General features: G+C 61.5%; 25 protein-coding genes. 12 read left to right on the forward strand and 13 right to left on the reverse strand.

The genetic code is table 11. The features are described from left to right. The first annotated feature begins 2 nt into the window (after nt 1-2). Nucleotides 3-884 carry a bestrophin family protein gene (locus V8352_RS07910; protein WP_336423736.1) on the forward strand — a complete coding sequence of 294 codons (882 nt, stop codon included), beginning with the start codon at nt 3-5 and terminating at the stop codon, nt 882-884. A 186-nt stretch (nt 885-1070) separates the two neighbouring features. Here the strand turns inward: V8352_RS07910 and V8352_RS07915 are convergent, their stop codons facing one another. Then, the gene (locus V8352_RS07915; protein WP_336423737.1) at nt 1071-1394 is read right to left on the reverse strand and encodes a 2Fe-2S iron-sulfur cluster-binding protein; all 324 of its coding nucleotides are present in this window, start codon (nt 1392-1394) and stop codon (nt 1071-1073) included. Nucleotides 1395-1520: 126 nt separating this feature from the next. Between V8352_RS07915 and V8352_RS07920 the strand changes: the two genes are divergently transcribed. Together V8352_RS07920 and V8352_RS07925 are read left to right on the forward strand one after the other, a co-directional pair. Then, on the forward strand, nt 1521-1895 hold the full coding sequence (locus V8352_RS07920; protein WP_336423738.1) for an OB-fold nucleic acid binding domain-containing protein: 375 nt from the start codon (nt 1521-1523) through the stop codon (nt 1893-1895). Nucleotides 1896-1986: 91 nt separating this feature from the next. Further along, nucleotides 1987-2529: a peptidoglycan-binding domain-containing protein gene (locus V8352_RS07925; protein WP_336423739.1), complete on the forward strand. Its 543-nt coding sequence runs from the start codon at nt 1987-1989 to the stop codon at nt 2527-2529. Nucleotides 2530-2553: 24 nt separating this feature from the next. On the opposite strand, the gene V8352_RS07930 is transcribed toward V8352_RS07925, so the two are convergent. Next, nucleotides 2554-2955: a DUF2177 family protein gene (locus V8352_RS07930; protein WP_336423740.1), complete on the reverse strand. Its 402-nt coding sequence runs from the start codon at nt 2953-2955 to the stop codon at nt 2554-2556. A gap of 56 nt (nt 2956-3011) precedes the next feature. Further along, a complete protein-coding gene (locus V8352_RS07935) occupies nt 3012-4130 on the reverse strand; it encodes an Mrp/NBP35 family ATP-binding protein (protein ID WP_336423741.1) in 1119 nt (372 codons plus the stop codon). Nucleotides 4131-4386: 256 nt separating this feature from the next. Here V8352_RS07935 and V8352_RS07940 point away from each other — a divergent pair, with 256 nt between their 5' ends. After that, on the forward strand, nt 4387-4614 hold the full coding sequence (locus V8352_RS07940; RefSeq protein WP_336423742.1) for a DUF1127 domain-containing protein: 228 nt from the start codon (nt 4387-4389) through the stop codon (nt 4612-4614). A 240-nt stretch (nt 4615-4854) separates the two neighbouring features. Here the strand turns inward: V8352_RS07940 and trhO are convergent, their stop codons facing one another. Next, entirely contained in the window at nt 4855-5775 is a 921-nt protein-coding gene (trhO, locus tag V8352_RS07945; protein WP_336423743.1) for an oxygen-dependent tRNA uridine(34) hydroxylase TrhO, read from the reverse strand. Between the two features lie 99 nt (nt 5776-5874). Here trhO and pncA point away from each other — a divergent pair, with 99 nt between their 5' ends. Beyond that, nucleotides 5875-6477 carry a bifunctional nicotinamidase/pyrazinamidase gene (pncA, locus tag V8352_RS07950; RefSeq protein WP_336423744.1) on the forward strand — a complete coding sequence of 201 codons (603 nt, stop codon included), beginning with the start codon at nt 5875-5877 and terminating at the stop codon, nt 6475-6477. 44 nt (nt 6478-6521) lie between these two features. Here the strand turns inward: pncA and V8352_RS07955 are convergent, their stop codons facing one another. Then, nucleotides 6522-6866 (reverse strand): VanZ family protein, encoded by a 345-nt coding sequence (locus V8352_RS07955; protein WP_336423745.1) that lies wholly within the window; start codon nt 6864-6866, stop codon nt 6522-6524. A 219-nt stretch (nt 6867-7085) separates the two neighbouring features. Next, a complete protein-coding gene (locus V8352_RS07960; RefSeq protein WP_336423746.1) occupies nt 7086-7907 on the reverse strand; it encodes an ABC transporter permease in 822 nt (273 codons plus the stop codon). A 161-nt stretch (nt 7908-8068) separates the two neighbouring features. Between V8352_RS07960 and cysQ the strand changes: the two genes are divergently transcribed. The 7 genes from cysQ (at nt 8069) to V8352_RS07995 (ending at nt 16293) form a co-directional block, all read left to right on the forward strand. Next, nucleotides 8069-8839: a 3'(2'),5'-bisphosphate nucleotidase CysQ gene (gene cysQ, locus V8352_RS07965; RefSeq protein ID WP_336423827.1), complete on the forward strand. Its 771-nt coding sequence runs from the start codon at nt 8069-8071 to the stop codon at nt 8837-8839. A 148-nt stretch (nt 8840-8987) separates the two neighbouring features. Continuing rightward, nucleotides 8988-9881 (forward strand): UTP--glucose-1-phosphate uridylyltransferase GalU, encoded by an 894-nt coding sequence (gene galU / locus V8352_RS07970; protein WP_336423747.1) that lies wholly within the window; start codon nt 8988-8990, stop codon nt 9879-9881. Between the two features lie 25 nt (nt 9882-9906). Next, on the forward strand, nt 9907-10890 hold the full coding sequence (galE, locus tag V8352_RS07975; RefSeq protein ID WP_336423748.1) for a UDP-glucose 4-epimerase GalE: 984 nt from the start codon (nt 9907-9909) through the stop codon (nt 10888-10890). Between the two features lie 43 nt (nt 10891-10933). Then, nucleotides 10934-11977: a glycosyltransferase family 2 protein gene (locus V8352_RS07980; protein ID WP_336423749.1), complete on the forward strand. Its 1044-nt coding sequence runs from the start codon at nt 10934-10936 to the stop codon at nt 11975-11977. 142 nt (nt 11978-12119) lie between these two features. Continuing rightward, a complete protein-coding gene (locus tag V8352_RS07985) occupies nt 12120-13130 on the forward strand; it encodes a glycosyltransferase family 2 protein (RefSeq protein ID WP_336423750.1) in 1011 nt (336 codons plus the stop codon). A gap of 34 nt (nt 13131-13164) precedes the next feature. Beyond that, complete coding sequence (locus V8352_RS07990) at nt 13165-14865, forward strand: DUF5927 domain-containing protein (protein ID WP_336423751.1); 1701 nt, start codon at nt 13165-13167, stop codon at nt 14863-14865. Between the two features lie 3 nt (nt 14866-14868). Next, entirely contained in the window at nt 14869-16293 is a 1425-nt protein-coding gene (locus V8352_RS07995) for a sulfotransferase family 2 domain-containing protein (protein ID WP_336423752.1), read from the forward strand. Between the two features lie 28 nt (nt 16294-16321). Here the strand turns inward: V8352_RS07995 and V8352_RS08000 are convergent, their stop codons facing one another. From V8352_RS08000 to arfB, 7 genes are all read right to left on the reverse strand, one after another. Further along, on the reverse strand, nt 16322-16786 hold the full coding sequence (locus V8352_RS08000; protein ID WP_336423753.1) for a PTS sugar transporter subunit IIA: 465 nt from the start codon (nt 16784-16786) through the stop codon (nt 16322-16324). A gap of 49 nt (nt 16787-16835) precedes the next feature. Beyond that, entirely contained in the window at nt 16836-17399 is a 564-nt protein-coding gene (gene hpf / locus V8352_RS08005; RefSeq protein ID WP_336423754.1) for a ribosome hibernation-promoting factor, HPF/YfiA family, read from the reverse strand. Between the two features lie 225 nt (nt 17400-17624). Next, on the reverse strand, nt 17625-18407 hold the full coding sequence (gene lptB / locus V8352_RS08010) for an LPS export ABC transporter ATP-binding protein (protein ID WP_442970983.1): 783 nt from the start codon (nt 18405-18407) through the stop codon (nt 17625-17627). Continuing rightward, nucleotides 18404-18907, reverse strand: coding sequence for an LptA/OstA family protein (locus tag V8352_RS08015; RefSeq protein ID WP_442970984.1), 504 nt, complete (start codon nt 18905-18907; stop codon nt 18404-18406). The genes lptB and V8352_RS08015 overlap by 4 nt, the downstream gene beginning before the upstream one ends. Continuing rightward, nucleotides 18904-19521 carry an LPS export ABC transporter periplasmic protein LptC gene (gene lptC, locus V8352_RS08020; RefSeq protein ID WP_336423755.1) on the reverse strand — a complete coding sequence of 206 codons (618 nt, stop codon included), beginning with the start codon at nt 19519-19521 and terminating at the stop codon, nt 18904-18906. Before lptC ends, V8352_RS08015 begins: the two co-directional genes overlap by 4 nt. Next, nucleotides 19518-20129 (reverse strand): ribonuclease D, encoded by a 612-nt coding sequence (locus V8352_RS08025; protein ID WP_336423756.1) that lies wholly within the window; start codon nt 20127-20129, stop codon nt 19518-19520. Before V8352_RS08025 ends, lptC begins: the two co-directional genes overlap by 4 nt. A gap of 253 nt (nt 20130-20382) precedes the next feature. Beyond that, nucleotides 20383-20805: an alternative ribosome rescue aminoacyl-tRNA hydrolase ArfB gene (arfB, locus tag V8352_RS08030; RefSeq protein ID WP_336423757.1), complete on the reverse strand. Its 423-nt coding sequence runs from the start codon at nt 20803-20805 to the stop codon at nt 20383-20385. Nucleotides 20806-20991: the final 186 nt, after the last annotated feature.

Raw genomic sequence — 20991 nt, forward strand, 5'->3', positions numbered from 1 at the left:
CCATGATTATCCGCGATACTCCGGGGCCCCTCCAGCTGCTGTTTTCGGTGCGCGGCTCGGTGCTACCGCGGATTTTGCCGCGTATCATCTTGGTGACCGCCTTTGCCGCGCTGCTGGTCTGGCTCGATGCCAGCTATGCCGCATTGCCACATACCAACGCCGCGCCCTTTGCGGTCTTCGGCATCGCCCTGTCGCTCTTTCTCGGCTTTCGCAACAACGCGGCGCAGGACCGCTGGTGGGAGGGGCGCAAGCTGTGGGGTCAGTTGATCGCCGACTTCCGCAGCCTTGCTCGCGAGGTTCAGATCTTTTTGCCCGAGGGCGAGGATCGCCGCGAGATCCTGCGCCTTGCCGTCGGCTTTGCCCATGCGCACCGGATCAACCTGCGCAAATTGCCTGCCACGGCCGCGCCGCAGGACTGGCTGACGCCCGAGGATCTGGATCACCCCCATCCGCCCTGCGCCATGCTGAACCGCATCGGGGACATCATCGAGCGCGCCGCGCCCGACGGCTTTGCCCGCCGCGCCCTGGCCGAGCGTCTGGCCTCGATTGCCCGCGCGCAGGCTGGCTGCGAGAGGATTGCGACAACACCTCTGCCGTATGTCTATTCGCTTCTGATTTTTCGGACGACCTATCTCTACTGCGGCCTGATTCCCTTCGGTCTCGTCGAGACGGCAGGCTGGTTGTCACCGCTTTTCGTGGCCATCATGGCCTATATCTTCATCGGACTGGCAGAAGTGACCGAAGAGCTGGCCCGTCCCTTTGGCGAGACGGTCAATGGCCTTCCCTTGGATGCGATGTGCCGCACGATCGAGATCAGCCTCGCTCCGCATCTGGGCCTGCCCGCGCCTGCCCCGAAAGAGGCCAAGCGTTTCTACCTCAGCTAGAAAAGCGCGGCCCGCCAAGCGGGCGCGGAACGGCACTGCAAAGCGTCCTTGCCGCTCGTGTAAATCTGCGTCGATAACGGCACCGCGCCGCCAGAGGGCACGCCCTCAGCAGCGCGCGGCGCGCGATTCATCGCAATGGGCGCGCGAGAGGACGCCGCGCCACCCATTGTTTTCATATCCGCTTTTTCAGATCTGCTTTTCGGGCATCTGAACCACGAGGCCGTCCAGATCATCCGTCACCTTGAGCTGGCAGGTCAGGCGCGATCTTGCCGGATCGGGCTGAAACGCGAAGTCCAGCATGTCCTCTTCCATATCGTCCTTGGCGGGCAGCTTCTCGATCCAGGCGGGGTCGACATAGACATGGCAGGTCGAGCAGGCGCATGCGCCGCCGCAATCGGCCTCGATGCCCGGAATATTGTTGTCGCGCGCACCTTCCATGACCGTCAGGCCGGTGGGCACATCGACCTCATGCTTGGTCCCGTTATGCTCGATATAGGTGATCTTGGCCATGCTCGCGAACTCCCTCTATTGGCGATTGCCGGTTACGTAGCGGTCGCACCCCGCCCAGACCAGAGGATTCGCGCATTCCTTGCGGAAAGAGTTGCGCAAAGGCCCATTTGTTCTATTTTTGTTCTTATGCAGAATCACGCCAGCAGCCCTTATCCTTCCCATGACTGGCCGCGCCCGCCCTCGGCGCTGGTGGCAGCCCGGCAGGGCCAGCCGCCCACCGGTGCGCGCGTGACCGTCGCGGGGATAGTGATCCTGCGGCAGCGACCCGGCACGGCCAAGGGCGTCATATTCCTCACGCTCGAGGATGAGACGGGCGTCGTCAACGTCATCGTCTGGCGCAAGATCTATGAGGCGTATCGGCGCGCCGTGATCGCCGGGCGCCTCTTGCGGGTGACGGGGCGGGTGCAGCGCGATCATGGCGTGACCCATGTCCTCGCCGAAGAGATCGAGGATATCTCGGCCATGCTGGACAGTCTGCTCGACACCGGTTCTGTCGAATGACGCTGGCGCGGCACAGGTATCTTTCCTGCCGGCCCAAAACGGTCTAGCGTGCGCGCAACACGGCATCAGACCGCCAATCGAGGCACGCGCATTGATCACCCGCCCCCTATCCTTGCTGGCCATTCTGGCCCTGGCGGCCTGCGATGCGCCCTTGCCCGGCATTGGTCCCGGCTCGGGCGAGTCTGGCCTGATCCAGACATTGGCCGAGGCGCCCCCCGGCGCCGCACCCGGCACCTGTTGGGGCAAGGTCGTCACCCCCGCCGTGATCGAGACGGTGACCGAACAGGTGCTGGTCCAACCGCCTGAACTTCAGCCCGATGGCAGCATCGCCGCGCCCGGCATCTACAGGACCGAGACACGGCAACAGATCGAGACTGAACGGCAGGTGACATGGTTCGAGACGCCCTGCCCAGCTGACCTGACACCTGATTTCGTCGCCTCGCTGCAACGGGCGCTCAAGGCGCGCACGCTCTATCGCGGAGGCATCACCGGCGAGATGGACGCCCGCACCCACGCGGCCGTGCGAAAATACCAGCAAGCCGACGGCCTGAACAGCAGCATCCTGTCACTGGCCGGCGCGCGCAAGCTGGGCCTCGTCGCGGTCGAGCGTGTCGAGACCCAGAGCGAAGAATGATCGGAACGAGTTTGCCCCGCCAGCCTAGCTCAGCGCACGGGCCACGGCGACACCCGCCGTCGCCGAGATGCCCGTCAGGAAAGTGCCCCACGTCAGATCGGTCGCCACCATGCGCCATGTCCAGTCCTTGAGCGTGGCGAGATTGGTAAACTCATACGTGCCATAAGCCATTGCACCGATCAGCGCGCCCGACGCAAAGACCCACAACAGCGATTTGCCATCCTCCATTGCCGGCCAGCTGACGAACCACAACAGGACGCCGATATAAAACGCGTAGAATACGATAGCCGGCCCGAGACGCGGGCTGTCCAGCAAGAGAGGCGCGATGTCCTTCTCGAAGGTCGGCTTGATCAGATAGCTGAGCGCAAAGTAATCAAGACCCAGAAAGACAGCCAGCGTCGCGACGTAGAGAATGAGAAGGGTCATGAAAGACTCCGTTTGAATATGCGCCTCAACGCCGCGAACGCAGCTTTGGTTCGGTCCTAGACGATGCCCCCCTCGATCAAGCGCCGGGCAAGCGCGGCATAGGCGGTCGCCGCTGCACTTTGCCCTGCGGCAATGGGCGTGCCCTCATCGCCCGCCAGCCGAGTATCGAGGTCAATGGGCAGCGAGCCGAGGAAGGGCAGGCCCATCTTCTCGGCCTCCGCCTTGACCCCGCCATGGCCAAAGATCTGCGCCTCGTGTCCGCACTCGGGGCAGATGTATGTGCTCATGTTCTCGATCATCCCAAGGATCGGTGTTTTCAGCGTCGAGAACATGTCCATCGCCTTGCGCGCATCCAAGAGCGCCACATCCTGCGGGGTCGACACGATGATCGCCCCCGACGGTTCGGCCTTCTGACAAAGCGTCAGCTGCACATCGCCGGTGCCCGGCGGCAGATCGACGATCAGGACGTCAAGCTCGCCCCAACTGACCTGACTTATCATCTGCTGGAGCGCGCCCATCAGCATCGGGCCGCGCCAGACGACCGCCTTGGCAGGGTCCAGCATGAGGCCGATCGACATGATCGTAACTCCATGCGCGTGCAAAGGCTCGATCGTCTTGCCATCAGGGCTGGCGGGCCGTTTAGACACACCCATCATGCGCGGCTGGCTGGGGCCATAGATATCGGCATCGAGCAGGCCCACCTTCTTGCCCGCCCGCGCAAGCGCAACGGCGAGATTCGAGGACACGGTCGATTTGCCGACGCCGCCCTTGCCCGAGCCCACCGCGATGATCGACTTGACACTGGCGGGCTTCATCGAGCCTTCCTGCGGCTTGGGGTGGCCACCGATCTTGAGGCTGGGGGCCTGCTGACCCGATGGGTCGGGCTGACCGGGCTGTGGCGGCGCCTTGGCGCCTGCATTGCTCGGGGCCGCATGCGCCGTCAGAGCCACAGAAGCACGGGTGACGCCGGGCATCGCGGCCACAGCACGCTCGGCGGCGGCGCGCACACCTTCGATCTGGCGGGCAATATCGGGGCTGGGCGCCTCGATGACGAAACGCACCTCACCGCCTTCGACGCTGAGCGCACGCACCCAATCCCGCGAGATCAAGGTGCCCCCGTCCGGCAGCTGGATCTGGTCCAGCTGCGCCTCGATTTCACTGCGCGTGACGGCCATGGTGTCCCTCCAAATGATGCTGTGACATAGGTGGCGATTTTCGGCGACGGGGCAAGGGCGATCCGGAAAACGACAGAAAAACACGACTATTTCATGACGCTACGTCACTTTTATCTATGCAATTGCTGCATAGCAGCATTGCCCTTAGGCGGGATTGTGCAACCGCAGCGAAGGCGTATGTAGGGGTCACAGAGGCACACAGGACTGCCCCGCCGACCCGGCGAGCGTAGCAACCCGAAACCGAAGGAACGTTAAAATGAGCTATGCATCCCACGCACATGCTGGCCGCGCCACCGCTGGCCATGGCCTGTCCGCAGCATTCAGCGACATGAAGAACAAGATGGCCCGTCGCCGCGCCTACCGCCAGACAGTCAACGCACTGTCAGAGCTGTCAGACCACGATCTGGCCGATCTGGGCCTGAGCCGCAGCACGATCCCCAGCCACGCATGGCACGCGGTCTACGGCACGCGCCGGCAAGGCTAAGAAATTCGCCCGCAAGAGCGGGTGACACCGGATCCGGATATCTGATTCCTCCTCCCTAAGATATCCGGGCATGGCGGCGGCCCTTCTCCTCCTCCCTGAGGGCCGCCGCTGATCTGCCGCTGCAACGCAGTGAAGACCTATGAGACCTATCTGAGAACCGGCGCGCCCCAGCATGGGCGTCGCCGGTTTTTGCTATCCGGGGAGGTGAGTATTTCTGGAACAATGAAAGGGCCTTGGGGCCTAATCCTCTTGTCCGGGGATATTGAGCATATGCCGCTCGCCGCGCGCCTGCGACAGGGCGATCTGCTTTTGACGCTCGCGGAAGCGGGCCTTGTCCGCTTCGGTCGTCTCATCGGCGCACATGTGGCAGGCAACACCCTGTTCGTATTCGGGGCGCTCCATGTCTTGGGGCAGTATCGGACGGCGGCAGGCATGGCAGAGCAGATGGGGCCCCTCGGTCAGGCCCTGACCGACCGAGACACGTCCGTCAAAAACAAAGCACTCGCCCTGCCAGGTGCTTTGGTCCTCGGGAACCTCCTCGAGGTATTTCAGGATACCGCCCTTGAGGTGGTAGACATCCTCGACCCCCTGCCCCAGCAGGTAGTTCGTCGATTTTTCGCAGCGGATGCCGCCGGTGCAGAACATCGCGATACGTTTATTGTGAAAGCGGTGCTTGTTCGCCTCCCACCATGCGGGAAAGTCACGGAAGCTGGCCGTCTTGGGATCGATCGCGCCTTGAAACGTTCCGATGGCGACCTCGTAGTCGTTGCGCGTGTCGATGACGGCCACGTCGGGCTGCGCGATCAGATCATTCCACTCGGCCGGGGCGACGTAATGCCCGGCGAACGCGCGCGGATCGACGCCGGGCTGGCCCATTGTGACGATCTCGCGTTTGATGCGCACTTTCAGCCTGCCGAAGGGTTGCTGAGCGCTGCGACTTTCCTTGTGTTCGAGCGCCTCGCAACCGGGCCAGGCCCGCAAATGCGCCAGCACCGCATCAATGCCGCTGCGGGGCCCGGCAATGGTGCCATTGATCCCCTCCTCGGCCAGGATGAGCGAGCCGGTGATGCCTTCGGCCCGGCAGAGATCCAGCAATGGGCCCTGCAAGGCGGCGGGGTCGCCAAGGCGGCAGAAATGATAGAGTGCGGCGATGATAAACATGCGCGCTGGTTTAGGCCGATGATCCGCGCGCGGCAAGGGGGCGATATTGACGGGCTTTACGCAGCCGCCTACCCATGAGTGAAGACTGAGGAGGCCACAATGACACATGCCCTGATCGTGATCGACATGCAGCTGGATTTCTGTCCGGGCGGCGCGCTGGCCGTGACCGAAGGCGATACCATCGTCGAAGGGATCAACGCACGCATGGAGGATTTCAGCGCCATCATCCTTACGCAGGATTGGCACCCCGAGGCACATTCGTCCTTTGCCTCCAGCCACCCGGGGGCATCGCCGATGGAGGTCATCGACATGCCCTATGGCCCCCAGGTGCTCTGGCCGGATCACTGTGTTCAGGGGAGCCGGGGCGCGCAGTTCGATCCGGTGTTGAACGCCGATGCCGCGGACCTGATCATTCGCAAGGGATACAACCCCGCGATCGACAGCTATTCGGCCTTTTTCGAGAACGATCACCAGACGCCGACCGGCCTGCACGGCTACCTTCAGACAAGGGGCATCACTGAGCTGACGATGGTCGGGCTGGCGCTGGACTTTTGCGTGAACTTCTCGGCCGTGGATGCGGCCAAACTGGGCTATGAGGTGCGCGTAGAAACAGCGCTGAGCCGGGGGATCGATGCGAACGGGTCGATGGATGCCGCGCTGGCGGGGATGCGCGCGGCAGGTGTCGCGTTGATCGAGGGCTGACACGCGCCAAAACTGATTGGGCCAAATCTGATCGGCGCGCACTCCTAGCGGCGCAGCAACCACATCAAGAGCACAGCGGTGCTGGCGCCTGCGATATCTGCCAGCAGATCGCCCCATTCCGCACCGCGTCCGACATAGGGCTGAACCACCTCGATCATCGCCCCAAAACCAGCGACCCCCGCGATGATGTGCCATCCCCAGCGCGGACGCGCATACCCCAGCGGCAGCGCCAGACAAAAGAACCCGGCAAAATGCTGCAACTTGTCACTGCCGGGCGGTCCCACGGAAGGCATGGCCGGGGTGAGCGTCGTGATGCAGATCGCGACCGCGATCAGCAGTGTCGCCGCACAGGCGCGGCGCAGCAGGCGGTCTTCTTGACTGTCGGACATGCGCGCTCCTTGCCTCGGGCGGGCACCAAGTTTGGCGACGGCCTATAGGGGTGTTCTGCCCGTGCCGGCGCAAGATGACAATACGGGCGCACTGCGGGGATCGATGCTGCCCTGCCGCAGCCAGCCAGCGGGTCCGCATCAGACCGCATGCAAGGGTAACGCACTGCCCCGCCCCAAGGTCGCAACCATCTCAGACATATCGCCGGGGCCAGGTGCGGCTCAGCGCCGCGCGTCCCAACTGGAGGAGGCATGACGCCTTGTGTAGAATTCGCCCATGAGGCCGATCATCGTCAATGTGATGGCCACGATGATCGGATATTCGACGTTGGAATTGTTGGGCGAATAATTCACGAAAACAAAGCCACGCGCCTGATCAATAGCATGAAACAGCGGATTCCAGTCGAACATTTTCAGCATGTATCCCGGCAGCATGTTGGCAACGAACATCTTGCCGGACGCGATCATGTTGGCGCGCTGGTACACGGTGGCGAAGGTGGCGACAAAAGTGGGAAACCACGGCTTGAGGGCCAGAAGGACAAGACCGATCGCCGCGCCAGTGAACCACGCCAGCAAGAACATGCCAATCGCAGCAAAAGGATACTCAACCTCAAAGGGTGTCACCGCGACGTGATACGCAAAAAGGATCAGCGACATGGACAGCACCTGGATATAGAGCGACCCCAAGGCTGCCGAAGTGATGGAAATCGCCGTTGTCATTGGCGCATGTTTCATCATCGGCGATGATGGCCCCTCCGAGCCGACGACTGCTCCGAGCGCCTTGATGTGCGTCAGAAACAGAAAAATTCCGGACATGATATAGAGCAGGAAATCCCCACGCAGCGCAGCGCCACGCAGGCCCAAGATCGAGAACATGACATAGAAGGCCGCCAGAAACACCAACGTCTGGAGGATGTTCAGGCCCAGCGCGACAAGCGCGTTTCCATGCGTCTTGCGCACGTCACGGACAGTCGCGTGGTAGATCAGTTCGAGGATGGAAACCGCCGAGTGCAGCTTTGACCGATGGTGCGTCTGTTGGAACATCGCCCTCGCCTTGCGCTGTTGATCCTGCTGTCATGCCACGGAATTCTTGCCGATCCGTTATGACGAGACCATAAGGAGGTCGGCGCATCCCCGCAACAACGCGTTGCGCCGCACCAAACGCAGGAGACGCCGCATTGGATTATGCAAGACTGACCACCGAAATGCGCCGCCTCGCGCTCGAGGCAGGCGACGCGATCATGCAGATCTATGGACAGGAGGATTTCGACGTCAAATCCAAGTCCGACGATAGTCCTGTCACCGCCGCCGACGAGGCGGCGGATGCGCTGATCTCGGCCGGGTTGCGCGCCGCATTCCCGGATGTGATGCTCGTCACCGAAGAGCAGGCAGACTCGCACACCCAGCAGGCCGATACGTTCCTCATCGTCGACCCGCTGGACGGGACCAAGGAATTCATTCACCGTCGGGGCGATTTTACTGTCAATATCGCGCTGGTCGAGAATGGTGCGCCAACGCGGGGCGTCGTCTATGCCCCGGCCAAAGGGCGCATGTTTTACACGCAGGCAGACGGTGCGTCAGTCGAGGAAACCGGCCCGCTGGCCAAGGACGCCGTTGGCCCGCTTCGCCCCTTGCGCGTCTCGACGCCGGACAACAGCGCCCTGATGATTGTCGCCTCCAAATCGCACCGCGACGCCGCGACCGACGCCTATATCGCCAAATATGCGGCCAAGGATATGAAAAGCGCAGGCAGTTCGCTGAAGTTCTGCCTGATCGCGACAGGCGAGGCGGACATCTATCCCCGTGTCGGGCGCACGATGGAATGGGACACCGCCGCAGGCCATGCCGTCCTGGCTGGCGCGGGCGGGCGCGTCGTGCGCTTTGACGATCACGCGCCTCTGACCTACGGCAAGGAGGGCTATGCCAATCCGTTCTTTATCGCCTACTCGCCGGATGTAGAACTGAAGGGGCCTTGATGTGCCTGGCAGAACCGTGCCCTGAAAGTCGCATTTCTCGAAAAAACAGTCGCTTCGTTGGGTAGAATAAACTAACACGCACCCAAGAGATATGCGCAACGAACTTTCGTGTTATTCAGTTGAGTAAAGAAGTATCAAGGGGCAGGCGATGCGCAGCAAGGTGACCAAGGCGATCTTTCCCGTGGCCGGATTGGGAACGCGGTTCCTGCCCGCGACCAAGTCGGTGCCCAAGGAAATCATGACGCTCGTCGATCGCCCGCTTGTCCAATATGCCATCGACGAGGCGCGCGCGGCCGGGATCAAGGAATTCATCTTTGTGACCTCGCGCGGCAAAGGCGCGCTCGAGGATTACTTCGACAACGCCCCGCAGCTCGAGCAGGAGCTTCGCAAGAAGGGTAAGACCGAGCTGCTGGAGATCCTCAAGTCCACCAACATGGACTCGGGCGAGATCGCCTACATGCGCCAGCACAAGCCATTGGGCCTTGGTCACGCGGTCTGGTGCGCCCGCCGCCTGATCGGGAACGAGCCCTTTGCCGTGATCCTGCCCGATGATGTGATCGCCGCGGAAAAGCCCTGCTTGCAGCAGATGGTGGAAGCCTTCGAAGAAACCCAAGGCAATATCGTTGCCGCGATGGACGTGCCCGACGACAAGGCATCGGCCTACGGCATTCTGGACATCAAGGAAGACATGGGCGCGCTGGTCTCGACCAAGGGCATGGTGGAAAAACCCGCGCCGGGCACGCAGCCATCGAACCTTGCCGTCATTGGGCGCTACATCCTGACGCCCACCGTCCTGCAAATGCTGAACAAGAAAACCGTCGGCGCGGGCGGCGAGATCCAGCTGACCGATGCCATTGCGGACGCCCGCAACGAGGGCGAGGAGGTTTATGGCTACCGCTTCAAGGGGCACCGCTATGATTGCGGCTCCAAGGCGGGTTTCCTGCAGGCGACGGTCGCCTTTGCGCTTGCGCGCGATGACCTGCGTGACGACTTGCAGAACTTCCTCTACGATGTCCTGGACGCGACAAAAGCCGCACAGTAATTCCGCTGCAAGAGTTGGGCCGGGCGTGACGAATATTCTGGTAACAGGTGGCGCAGGCTATATCGGCAGCCATGCCTGCAAGGCGCTCAAGACTGCGGGCTATACCCCGGTCACTTATGACAATCTCAGCTTCGGCTGGGCGGACGCGGTCAAGTTCGGACCGTTCGAAGAGGGTGATCTGACCGACCGCGAGCGGCTTGATCAGGTGTTTGCCGCATACAACCCCGCCGCCGTCATGCATTTTGCCGCGCTCAGCCAAGTGGGCGAAGCGATGCGCGAGCCCGGCCTCTATTGGTACAACAACGTGGCCGGGTCACTGACCTTGATGGAGGCCGCCGTTCAAGCGCAGTGCCTCGATTTCGTCTTCAGCTCGACCTGTGCGACCTATGGCGATCAGGATAACGTGGTGCTTGATGAGGACTGCGTGCAGCGTCCGATCAATGCCTATGGCGCGTCCAAACGCGCAATCGAGGATATGCTGCGCGACTTCGAGAACGCCCATGACCTGCGCCACGTCATATTCCGCTACTTCAACGTGGCCGGTGCCGATCCTGAGGCCGAAGTGGGCGAGTTTCACCAGCCCGAGACGCATCTGGTCCCCCTCATGCTGGACGCCATTCAGGGGAAGCGCGCCGCGCTGACCATTTTTGGCACCGACTACGACACGCCCGACGGGACGTGCATCCGCGATTACGTGCATGTCTGCGATCTGGTCGATGCGCATGTGCTGGGCCTGAAATGGCTGGAGCAGGACAAGGGCAGCCGCGTCTTCAACCTTGGCACCGGGTCGGGCTTTTCCGTGCGGGATGTTATCGGCCATGCAAATGCGGTCACGAACGGCCAGGTGCCCGTGATCGAAGGGCCGCGACGCCCTGGCGACTGCACCAAGCTGGTTTCCGGCTCGACCCGTGCCGAGGCCGAATTGGGCTGGAGTGCGCCGCGCAGCACGATGGACCAGATGATCGCCGATGCCTGGCGCTGGCACGGAACTGGACATTACGAAAAGTAGACGCGACGCTGACCCTTTGGGGACAAGAGCAGGCGGAGAACGGATGACTGGCAGCGCGCAGATCAGGGACGCCGCGGCGGAGCTGAGCATGGCCTATCGCCTGCGCTGGAAACGGCGCCGCCTGCTATGGCGCAGCTTTCGCAAGCGCCGCCAGCTGAGCGTGGTGGCGGACCGCACCGGCCAAATCACGCAGCGCGCCATCCTGTGCTTTTCCACCGTCCGAAACGAGCTTGTGCGCCTGCCCTACTGGCTGGAGCATCACCGCAGGCTGGGTGTCGATCATTTCCTGATCGTGGACAATGGCTCGAAAGATGGCACGCGGGAATACCTCGCGGAGCAGCCCGATATCTCGCTGTGGCACACGGCGCACAGCTATCGGATGTCGCGTTTCGGTGTCGACTGGCTGACCTGGCTGCAAATGCGCCACGGGCACGATCATTGGTGCCTGACTGCCGATGCGGACGAGCTGCTGATCTACCCCTTTCACGACACGCGGCCCCTGCCAGCGCTGACTGAATGGCTGGATCGGCGCGGCACGCGGTCGTTTGGCGCGCTCATGCTGGACATGTATCCCAAGGGGCGCCTGAGCACCGCGCCCTATGCCGCAGGCGAAGATCCCTGCAAGGCGCTGCCGTGGTTCGATGGCGGTAACTATATGATTCAAAAGCAGGACCGCCTGCAAAACCTGTGGATACAAGGCGGCCCCCGCGCGCGCAATTTCTTTGCGCAAGAGCCCCGCCGCGCACCAACGATGGGCAAGGTGCCACTGGTCCGATGGGATCGACGGTATGCCTATGTCAGCTCCGCCCACTCCGCGCTGCCCCGGCGGCTGAACCACGTCTACAACGAGGATGGCGGCGAAAAGACCAGCGGCGTTCTGCTTCACACAAAGTTTCTGCACATGGTGACCCAGAAATCCGCCGAAGAAAAAGGGCGCCGCGAGCATTTTGCGAATTCGGCCCTTTATGACGATTACTACGACAGCCTGATCGAAGACCCCGACCTGTGGTGCCCCGGCTCGACCCGCTATCTGGGGTGGCGACAGCTCGAGGCGATGGGCCTTATGTCGCGGGGAACTTGGCTGTGAGCGGCGCAATAACAGTTTACCCAAGCGCGCCAACAGCTTATCTTTCGCGCAGCGTGGGCCATGGCGACCATAGACGAGGCAACAGAACCTTAATCCTCGGTCCATATGCTGCATCCGAGGCAGGGATCAGGGGAGGGCCGTCATGAGTATTTTGCAATCATACCGGATGCGCCTGCGCCGCAAGCATGCCAAGGCCCGCTCGATCCGCAAGGGGCTTTCACTACGCCCGGTGGTCGATCGCACGTCTCAGATCACACCCGGTGACATCTTGCTCTTTTCGACCCTGCGGGACGAGAATGTGCGCCTGCCCTATTTCCTCGATTACTACCGCAGCATGGGCGTCGATCATTTCCTGATGGTGGACAATGACAGCAGCGATGGCAGCGGCGATTATCTAGCGGGCCAGCCTGATGTTTCGCTCTGGCACACCAAGGGAAGCTATCGCAATTCGCGGTTTGGGGTTGATTGGCTCAACCGGCTTCAGTCGAAATACGGGCACGACCATTGGACCCTCGTGGTCGATCCTGACGAATTGTTCGTCTATCCATTCTGCGACACGCGCCCCATTCGCGCACTGACCGATTGGCTGGACGGATCGAATGTGCGCAGCTTTGGCGCGATGTTGCTCGACATGTATCCCAAGGGACGCCTTGATGCGGTGCCCTATCGGCGCGGACAGAATCCGATCGAGATCGCCGCTTGGTTCGATCCCGGCAACTACATGATCGAGAAGAACCACAAGTTCGGTAATCTCTGGATTCAGGGCGGGCCGCGCGCGCGCGTCTTCTTTGCCGATCAACCGAAAAAGGCGCCGGCCCTCAACAAGATCCCACTGGTCAAGTGGAACCGGCGCTATGCCTACGTCAGCTCAACCCACATGCTGCTGCCGCGCGGCCTGAACCTGGTCTATGACGAATGGGGCGGCGAGACGGCGAGTGGCGTCCTCTTGCATGCCAAGTTTCTCGATACTTTCACCCAGAAGGCCGAAGAGGAAATGCAGCGCAAGCAGCACTACCGCGCATCTCTGGAATACAAGGCCTACATGGAAAACATGGCCGAGCAGCCAGAGCTTTGGTGCAAATGGTCTGAAAAGTATATAAATTGGCGGCAACTGGAAATCTTGGGCCTGATGTCCAAAGGAAACTGGGCATGATGACAAGGACCGTCACCGCAAGGGCATACTCCGGATGAGCGTCGGTATCGTCATGCTGGTTCACACCGCCCTTGGCCGGGCCGAGCAGGTGGCACGCCACTGGTCGGCCGCCGGCTGTCCTTTGGTGATCCATGCTGACGTATCTGTTCCGACCAAGACCTTTCGCGCGTTTCAAAACGCACTGGCCGATTTACCCGATGTCCGGTTTTCGCGGCGCCACCGCTGCGAATGGGGCACCTGGGGGCTGGTGGCCGCCTCACAGAGTGCGTCCGAAATGATGCTGAAGGAATTTCCACAGGTGCGGCACGTCTACCTTGCGTCGGGCTCGTGCCTGCCGCTGCGCCCGGTGCAGGAGCTGATCGACTATTTGGACGCACATCCCCAGACCGATTTCATAGAAAGCGCCACGACCGCCGACGTTCCCTGGACCATTGGCGGCCTCGACGCCGAGCGGTTTACCCTGCGGTTTCCATTTTCATGGCGCAAGCAACGCTATCTGTTTGATCGGTATGTCGCGCTGCAACGCATGTTGGGCATGAAGCGCCGCATCCCCGGCGGAATCGTGCCCCACATGGGCAGTCAGTGGTGGTGCCTCACACGTCAGACCCTGTCGGCCATTCTCACAGACCCCGAACGCGCCACCTATGATCGCTATTTCTCCAAGGTGTGGATACCTGACGAGAGCTATTTTCAGACCCTTGCGCGGCAATATTCGCGCCAGATCGAAAGTCTGTCGCTGACCCTGTCCAAGTTCGACTATCAGGGCAAGCCGCACATCTTCTACGACGACCATCTACAGCTTCTGCGCCGCTCGGACTGCTTTGTCGCGCGCAAGATCTGGCCCCATGCAAACAAGCTTTATGACGCCTTTCTCACCGACGAGGCGGGCGCAATGAAACGGGCCGAGCCGAACCCCGGCAAGATTGACCGCATCTTCTCGAGGGCGGTCGAGCGGCGCACGCGCGGCCGTCCCGGCCTCTACATGCAAAGCCGCTTTCCCGTGGAAACGCGTGAGAACGGGCTGACATCTGCGAAATATTCGGTCTTCCAAGGCTTTTCCGAGCTTTTCGAGAATTTCGAGCCGTGGCTTGCGCGCGCCACCGGCGTGCGGGTGCATGGCCACCTATTTGCGCCAGAGCGCGCCGAGTTCAGCGAGGGGGCCACCGTGGTCAACGGCGCCCTCAGCGACAGCGCGGCCTTGCGCGACTACAATCCGCATGCCTTTCTGGCCAGCCTCATCTGGAACACCCGGGGCGAGCGGCAGTGTTTTCAGTTCAGCCCCCGCGACAATCAAGAGATCAACTGGGCCATCGCCAAGGATCCCAACGCGCAAATATCGGTCATCTCGGGGGCTTGGGCGATACCTCTGTTTCAGTCCAACGGCAACTTCGTCGATATCCGCCGCGCGGCGGCGCTGCTGCAGCAGACGGAATTGAAACATCTTGAAATCCTGCGCTCAAGCTGGACCAAGGCACGCGTGCGGATCTGGACCATGGCCGAATTCATCGAGGCCCCGATGGAGCCGCTTCAGACCATCATCGACGAAATCGGCCCACAGCAACTGCAGCGCGGCGTTTCCGAGGTGCCCAAGATGGTCGACCTCACCGGCTTTGGGCAATTCCTGCAAAATCTGAAGAACCAAGGGATGCACCCCTACCTGATGGGCAATTTCCCGGTCGCCCACGACCTGCACGAGGCGCCGACCAGCGCGCGCAAACCCTATTTGGTGCGGTGATCCATGCCTGACTTCGACTATTTCGTGGTCCTGGCCGAGATGCGCACCGGCTCCAACCTGCTGGAGTCGCACCTCAATGCGTTCCAAAGTTTCGAATGTCATGGCGAGGCGTTCAATCCTGCCTTTATCGGCTATCCCAACCGCACCGAAATCCTGGGCATCACGCAGGCCACCCGCGAGGGGGATCCGGCCCGACTGATCGACACCATTCGCGACCGCTCGGCCGGGATGGGCGGTTTTCGCCTCTTTCACGATCATGATCCGCGTGCGATCAAGATATGCTTGAATGACCCGCGCTGCGCCAAGATCGTGCTGACGCGCAACCCCGCCGAGAGTTATGTCAGCTGGAAAATCGCGCAGGAAACCGGGCAGTGGAAGCTGACGAACGTCAAACGTCGCAAGGATGCCAAGGCGACCTTCGACGCCGAGGAATTCGAGCGGAATGTGACCAGTTTGCAGGCGTTCCAGGTCGAGGTGCAAAATACCCTTCAGAAATCCGGGCAAACGGCCTTTTACATTTCTTATGATGATTTGAACGATCTTGAGGTCATCAATGGCCTCGCCCGCTATCTCGGCGCCGACGAAGCGCTCAAAGCCTTGGGCGACAAGCTCAAGATCCAGAACCCCGGCCCGCTCTCCGAGAAGGTCGCCAATTTCGACGAGATGGCCGAGGCCCTGTCGGGGCTGGACCGTTTCAACCTGACGCGCACGCCCGCGTTCGAGCCGAGGCGCGGCCCTGCCGTGCCAGCGCATATCATCGCCTATCGCGCGCCTCTGATCTACATGCCGATCAAATCCGGCCCCGAAGAGGAGGTGATCGCGTGGATGGCCGCGCTGGATGAGGTCGTACCCGAGGCGATGCACACCAATATGAACCAAAAGGGCCTGCGCCAATGGATGCGGCAGGCCACAGGTCACCGCAGCTTTACCGTGATCCGGCACCCCGCAGCGCGGGCGCATGCCGCCTTTTGCCAGCGCATTTTGCAGCCCGGCCCGAGTTGCTTGGGGGAAATCCGCCGCGTCCTGCGTAATTTTCACAAGCTGCCGATCCCCGGTGGTGGCCCGGACGAGACGTATGACCGGCGCGCGCATTACCTCGCCTTCACCGGGTTTCTCGAATTTCTTCGCGCCAACCTGCGCGGCCAGACCAGCGTGCGCGTTGATGCCAACTGGGCGACGCAAACGGCTGTCTTGCAAGGCATGGCGCAGTTCAGCCTGCCTGATGTCATCATCCGCGAGGATGAGATGCAGCTGCAACTGGGCGCGCTGGCCAAGCAGGTGGGCCGTCCCGGCGCCGCGCCCATAGCGCCCGCAGAGCCTGCAGGGCCCTATGCGCTTGGGGAAATCTACGATGACGATATCGAGGCGCTGATCGCCGACATCTATCAGCGCGACTACATCATGTTCGGGTGGGATCGCTGGGCCTGAGGCCTGCGCACGTCGTCAGCCAGCCCCGTCAGGCAGCCAGAATCGCCTGCGCCTCGGTGACGATCGTATAGAGCGTCGCAGGATCGGGGTTGGCCCGCAGTTTGGAACAAAGCTGCGCATCCCGCAGCGTGCGCGAGATCAGCGCCAACGCCTTGAGATGCTCCACTCCGGCGTCCTTGGGTGCAAAGAGGGCAAAGGCGATGTCCACGGGCTGGCGATCGACCGCAGCGAAGTTGATAGGCTTTTCCAGCAGAACCAGTGCGCCGACAACGCGGTCGATATCGTCCAGCCGGGCATGAGGCAGGGCGACACCATTGCCTACGCCGGTCGGCCCCAAGGCTTCACGCTCCAGCAATGCCTCGACAGCGGCATGGGCGTCGGCACCATAGGCCGACTGGGCGATATCGCCCAATTCATGCATCAGCCGTTTCTTGCTGGATGTAGCACTCAGAACGCGCACGGCCCCGGGTTTCAGGATCATGGGTATATCCATTCGCTGCTCCGTTGGCCAAGGCGGTGACAAGTCACCGACAGGCCAGATTTTACGGATCGATCCACCCTATATTGCCGTCATCGCGGCGGTAGACCACATTCAACCCGCTTTTTGCCTCGTTGCGAAACACCAGGACGGGGGCCCCTGCCAGCTCCATCTGCATCACGGCCTCTCCAACGGAAAGCGACGGGATCTGCGCCTCCATTTCGGCGACGATGATGGGCTGAAGGCTATCGGGCTCCGATTCCCCTCCTTCGGTTTCTGAAGCGAGGATATAAGAGGAGCCACCCGAGAGTTCAACCGGTCGCGCGCGTTCCTTGTGATGGTCTTTCAACCGGCGCTTGTAACGGCGCAGCTGTTTTTCCATTTTTTCACAGGCCGCGTCGAATGCGGCATAAATCTCATGCGCCTTGCCAGTTGCCTGGGCCGTCAGCCCGGTCGACAGATGAACGATTGTCTCACAGGCAAATTCGCTGGCACTTTTCGAGAAGATGATATTCGCATTGGTCGGGCGCTCGGCATATTTCGCAACGGCCTCGCCAAGTTCGGTCCTCACATGAGTTTGCAGGGCCTCACCAATATCGATCTGCTTGCCAGTGATTTGATAGCGCATGGTCTCTCCTTCAAAAAGGCGCACCGGGTCCGGCCCAAAGCGTCGAAACGCCTCTCGCAAGGCCGGAGAGGGCGGCTGAAAATTGATATTTCGTTAACGATTTCAAGGCCCCTCCGTGTCTTTAGAGCTATGAAGCGCACAAAACATCATCCCTCAATTGACGCCCTTTCGGGCGCTCTTGTCAATGATGATCGGCGCGGGCCCGGCGAAATCCGCCGTGCGGTTTTACGAAATTCGAAAGTTTTCGCCCAAGTAGACCCGGCGCACATTCTCGTTTGCCACCACCTCTTCGGGCGTGCCCGACATCAGCACCTTACCATCGTGCAGGATATAGGCCCGGTCGACGATTTCCAGCGTCTCGCGCACGTTATGGTCGGTGATCAGCACGCCGATGCCACGCTTTTTGAGGTCGGCAACGAGGTGGCGGATATCCCCCACGCTGATCGGATCGACCCCGGCAAAGGGCTCGTCCAGCAGCAGGTATCTGGGGTCGGCGGCAAGGCAGCGCGCGATCTCGACGCGCCTGCGCTCGCCACCCGACAATGCCAGCGCAGGCGCGCGGCGCAGATGCTCGACCGAGAATTCGGCCAGCAGCTCTTCCAGCCGCTCGCGGCGCTTGTAGGTGTCGCGAACCGATATATCGAGAATTGCCATGATGTTATCTTCGACCGAGAGACCCCGGAAAATCGACATCTCCTGCGGTAGATACCCAACGCCCAGCTTGGCCCGGCGATACATCGGCAGGTTTGTCACGTCGCGCCCTTCAATGATCACATGCCCGCCCTCGGGATAGATCAAACCGGCGATGGCGTAGAAAGTCGTCGTCTTGCCCGACCCATTCGGACCCAGCAAGGCGGCCACCTCGCCCTGCTGCAAATGCAGGGACACGTCACGAATGACCGTCCGCTTCTTGTAGCTCTTGCGCAGGCTGCGCACGATCAAGCCAGCGTTCTCATCGGGCGGCCCGAGGTCGGCGCCGCCTGCAATGCGCAAATCTGGCCTCGTCACTGGCTTGCCTCGGGTTGCAACACGGTGCTGACTTGCCCGTTCATGCGCGCTGTGCCGGCGGCAGTATCGACGGTCATGCGATCCGCAGTCAGCGCCGCAGGGCCCTGCACCAGCAGAACATCGCCATCCATTTCAATCATGCCGGTCTGCACGTCGTAGTCGGCATTCGTAGCCTCCGCCGCATCCTCGCCACTGACAAGGGTCACCCCCCCGCTCGCCTCCAGGCGCGCGATGCCACTGCCATCCGCCAGATAGACGACCAGAACGCGCGGCGCCGACAGGCGCATTTCGCCCTGCCCGACCACAACATCTCCGGTGAAGATCGCGGTGCCATCGTTCTGATTGACGTCAAGATTCTCGGCCGTCACTTCAACCGGCAGATCGCCGTCCTGCGCGGCACTGCCAAAGGCAACCTGCATGCCTTGCGCATGCAGCGTGCCACCAAAGGCTGTCATGAACAGCAGGATCATCGCCTGGATAATGCGTGGCACGTCGGTCATTCCTTCGGCTTTGGGGGCTTGTATACCAATTTGACCCCATCCGTGAACTGCAAATGTGCTGTGCCGGTTTCGGGGTCAGACGTCAGGATCATGCGCCCCGCGTTCAGCTCGCCGGGCGGGCCGGTGCCCGAGATCGGGCCAGGCGTCTCGGCAAAGAGTGTATCAAAGCGCGTATTGATCGCCTCGGTCCGGATGTCGTAGCCGGTGGTCGTAATGACCTGCACATCGCCTTCCAGACGCGCGGTCATGCGCGATTGGCTGGCTTGCCCGCGCTGCGCCTCGATGTCAATGACGCCGCCGCCGTTCAGCCGCATGGATGCAGTCGCCATGTCGGCCAGCAACAGATCGCGATCCTCCGGATCGGGCCGCACGGATGCAGCCCGAAACGATATCTGCTCGCCCCCCGACGCGACCCCGGCAAAGCTGGGGTTGGTCGCACCCTGATCATGGGCGCGCTGCTCCAGATCGACTTCGGCGAAGGGGACAGCGTTGTTCACGTCCGCCTTTTGCGACAACAGAAACACGGTCGAGAGCAAGCCCAGCGCGACAAGCGGCAGGATGATCTTGGCCCAGTTGACCAGACGCGTGTGAAAATTGTCGCCCCGGCGGATCAATGTGAAAAGATATCCTGTTCGGGCCAGCCCGCCAGATCCAGCGCAGCACGCGCCGGCAGGAAATCAAAGCAGGCCTGTGCCATTTCCATCCGCCCCTCACGCTCGAGCCGCTTGTTCAGCGCTTCGCGCAGGCGATGCAGATAAAGAACATCCGACGCCGCATAGTCCAGCTGCGCCTCGGTCAGTTGTGGTGCACCCCAGTCACTGCTTTGCTGATGCTTGGAAATATCGACGTTCAGCAGCTCTTGCAGCAGGTATTTCAGCCCGTGCCGATCCGTATAGGTCCGGATCAACTTGCTGGCGATCTTGGTGCAGTAGACCGGCGCCGTGACAGCGCCAAAGGCATTCTGCATCGCTGCAATATCAAAGCGTCCAAAGTGAAACAGCTTGAGCACATCGGGATCGGTCAGCATCGCGCAGAGGTTCGGCGCCTCGGTCTGCCCCTTGGCCACCTGCACGAGGTGCGCATTCCCATCGCCGCCCGACATCTGAATCACGCAAAGCCGATCACGATGCGGATTGAGGCCCATTGTCTCGCAGTCAATGGCCACCACGGGGCCAAGGTCCAGCCCATCCGGCAGATCGCCCTGGTACAGCGTATTCGTCATGTCCGCTCCTTCACGTGTTTGCGGCTAAAGCGTCACGCCAATACCTAGAGACATCAGTCAAAGGCGAGGCGCGCGCATCATTCATATTGTGCACTGCCCTCCGCCAAAGGCCATGATCGCCTTTTTCGGCAGAGCGCCTTAGCCGTATATAGGATCTAAAGCCCCCGCCACCAATATCTGGACCGGCGCGTGCAGAGTGGCGACAAAAATCCAATAGGGTTTCTATTTCGGAAACACGCGTTTTCGCACGCCTTCAGCCTTCGCCCTCGACGCGGCCGCGCAGAGCCTTCTTTTCGCCGTGCACTTTCTTGGCCTTGAGACGCCGTTTCTTGGACCCCAGCGTGGGGCGTGTGGGGATCCGGCGCTTGGGCTTTTCCGTCGCCTTGCGGATCAGCTCTGTCAGGCGATCCCGGGCGATGTCACGGTTGCGCGCCTGATGCCGCGTCTCATCGCATTGAATGATGAGCGTGCCCTCTGTCGTCCAGCGCCGCCCCGCAAGCAGCCTCAGCCGTCGCTTGACCGGATCGGGCAGGTTGGGCGAGCGCTCGGCCTCGAAGCGCAGCTCGACCGCGCTCGACGTCTTGTTCACGTTCTGACCGCCCGGACCGCTGGCGCGGACGAATTGCTCCGTCAGCTCCCAATCCTCGATCGCTATGGTGTCAGTGATACGCAACATGAGGCTCAACTTAGCGCTGCAGCGGCAAAATCGAAAGGGCCGCTCCATCGCTGGAACGGCCCTCTAGAGCTTTTCGGAGGCGGGCCGGTTAGGTGGCACACCAATTCAGGTCTTCACATACCCAAGGGCTGCCTCAGGTACGGTCCTCCCAAACTGTTCCGACACCTCGCTCCAATACCTCTGTAG

Source organism: Roseovarius sp. D0-M9 (assembly GCF_037083805.1).
GTDB lineage: Bacteria > Pseudomonadota > Alphaproteobacteria > Rhodobacterales > Rhodobacteraceae > Roseovarius.

Coding starts and splice junctions, on each gene's coding strand:
- V8352_RS07910 (WP_336423736.1), top strand. CDS start 3: ATGATTATCCGCGATACTCCGGGGCCCCTCCAGCTGCTGTTTTCGGTG.
- V8352_RS07915 (WP_336423737.1), bottom strand. CDS start 1,394: ATGGCCAAGATCACCTATATCGAGCATAACGGGACCAAGCATGAGGTC.
- V8352_RS07920 (WP_336423738.1), top strand. CDS start 1,521: ATGCAGAATCACGCCAGCAGCCCTTATCCTTCCCATGACTGGCCGCGC.
- V8352_RS07930 (WP_336423740.1), bottom strand. CDS start 2,955: ATGACCCTTCTCATTCTCTACGTCGCGACGCTGGCTGTCTTTCTGGGT.
- V8352_RS07935 (WP_336423741.1), bottom strand. CDS start 4,130: ATGGCCGTCACGCGCAGTGAAATCGAGGCGCAGCTGGACCAGATCCAG.
- V8352_RS07940 (WP_336423742.1), top strand. CDS start 4,387: ATGAGCTATGCATCCCACGCACATGCTGGCCGCGCCACCGCTGGCCAT.
- trhO (WP_336423743.1), bottom strand. CDS start 5,775: ATGTTTATCATCGCCGCACTCTATCATTTCTGCCGCCTTGGCGACCCC.
- pncA (WP_336423744.1), top strand. CDS start 5,875: ATGACACATGCCCTGATCGTGATCGACATGCAGCTGGATTTCTGTCCG.
- V8352_RS07955 (WP_336423745.1), bottom strand. CDS start 6,866: ATGTCCGACAGTCAAGAAGACCGCCTGCTGCGCCGCGCCTGTGCGGCG.
- V8352_RS07960 (WP_336423746.1), bottom strand. CDS start 7,907: ATGTTCCAACAGACGCACCATCGGTCAAAGCTGCACTCGGCGGTTTCC.
- cysQ (WP_336423827.1), top strand. CDS start 8,069: ATGCGCCGCCTCGCGCTCGAGGCAGGCGACGCGATCATGCAGATCTAT.
- galU (WP_336423747.1), top strand. CDS start 8,988: ATGCGCAGCAAGGTGACCAAGGCGATCTTTCCCGTGGCCGGATTGGGA.
- V8352_RS07980 (WP_336423749.1), top strand. CDS start 10,934: ATGACTGGCAGCGCGCAGATCAGGGACGCCGCGGCGGAGCTGAGCATG.
- V8352_RS07985 (WP_336423750.1), top strand. CDS start 12,120: ATGAGTATTTTGCAATCATACCGGATGCGCCTGCGCCGCAAGCATGCC.
- V8352_RS07990 (WP_336423751.1), top strand. CDS start 13,165: ATGAGCGTCGGTATCGTCATGCTGGTTCACACCGCCCTTGGCCGGGCC.
- V8352_RS07995 (WP_336423752.1), top strand. CDS start 14,869: ATGCCTGACTTCGACTATTTCGTGGTCCTGGCCGAGATGCGCACCGGC.
- V8352_RS08000 (WP_336423753.1), bottom strand. CDS start 16,786: ATGGATATACCCATGATCCTGAAACCCGGGGCCGTGCGCGTTCTGAGT.
- hpf (WP_336423754.1), bottom strand. CDS start 17,399: ATGCGCTATCAAATCACTGGCAAGCAGATCGATATTGGTGAGGCCCTG.
- V8352_RS08015 (WP_442970984.1), bottom strand. CDS start 18,907: ATGACCGACGTGCCACGCATTATCCAGGCGATGATCCTGCTGTTCATG.
- V8352_RS08025 (WP_336423756.1), bottom strand. CDS start 20,129: ATGACGAATACGCTGTACCAGGGCGATCTGCCGGATGGGCTGGACCTT.
- arfB (WP_336423757.1), bottom strand. CDS start 20,805: ATGTTGCGTATCACTGACACCATAGCGATCGAGGATTGGGAGCTGACG.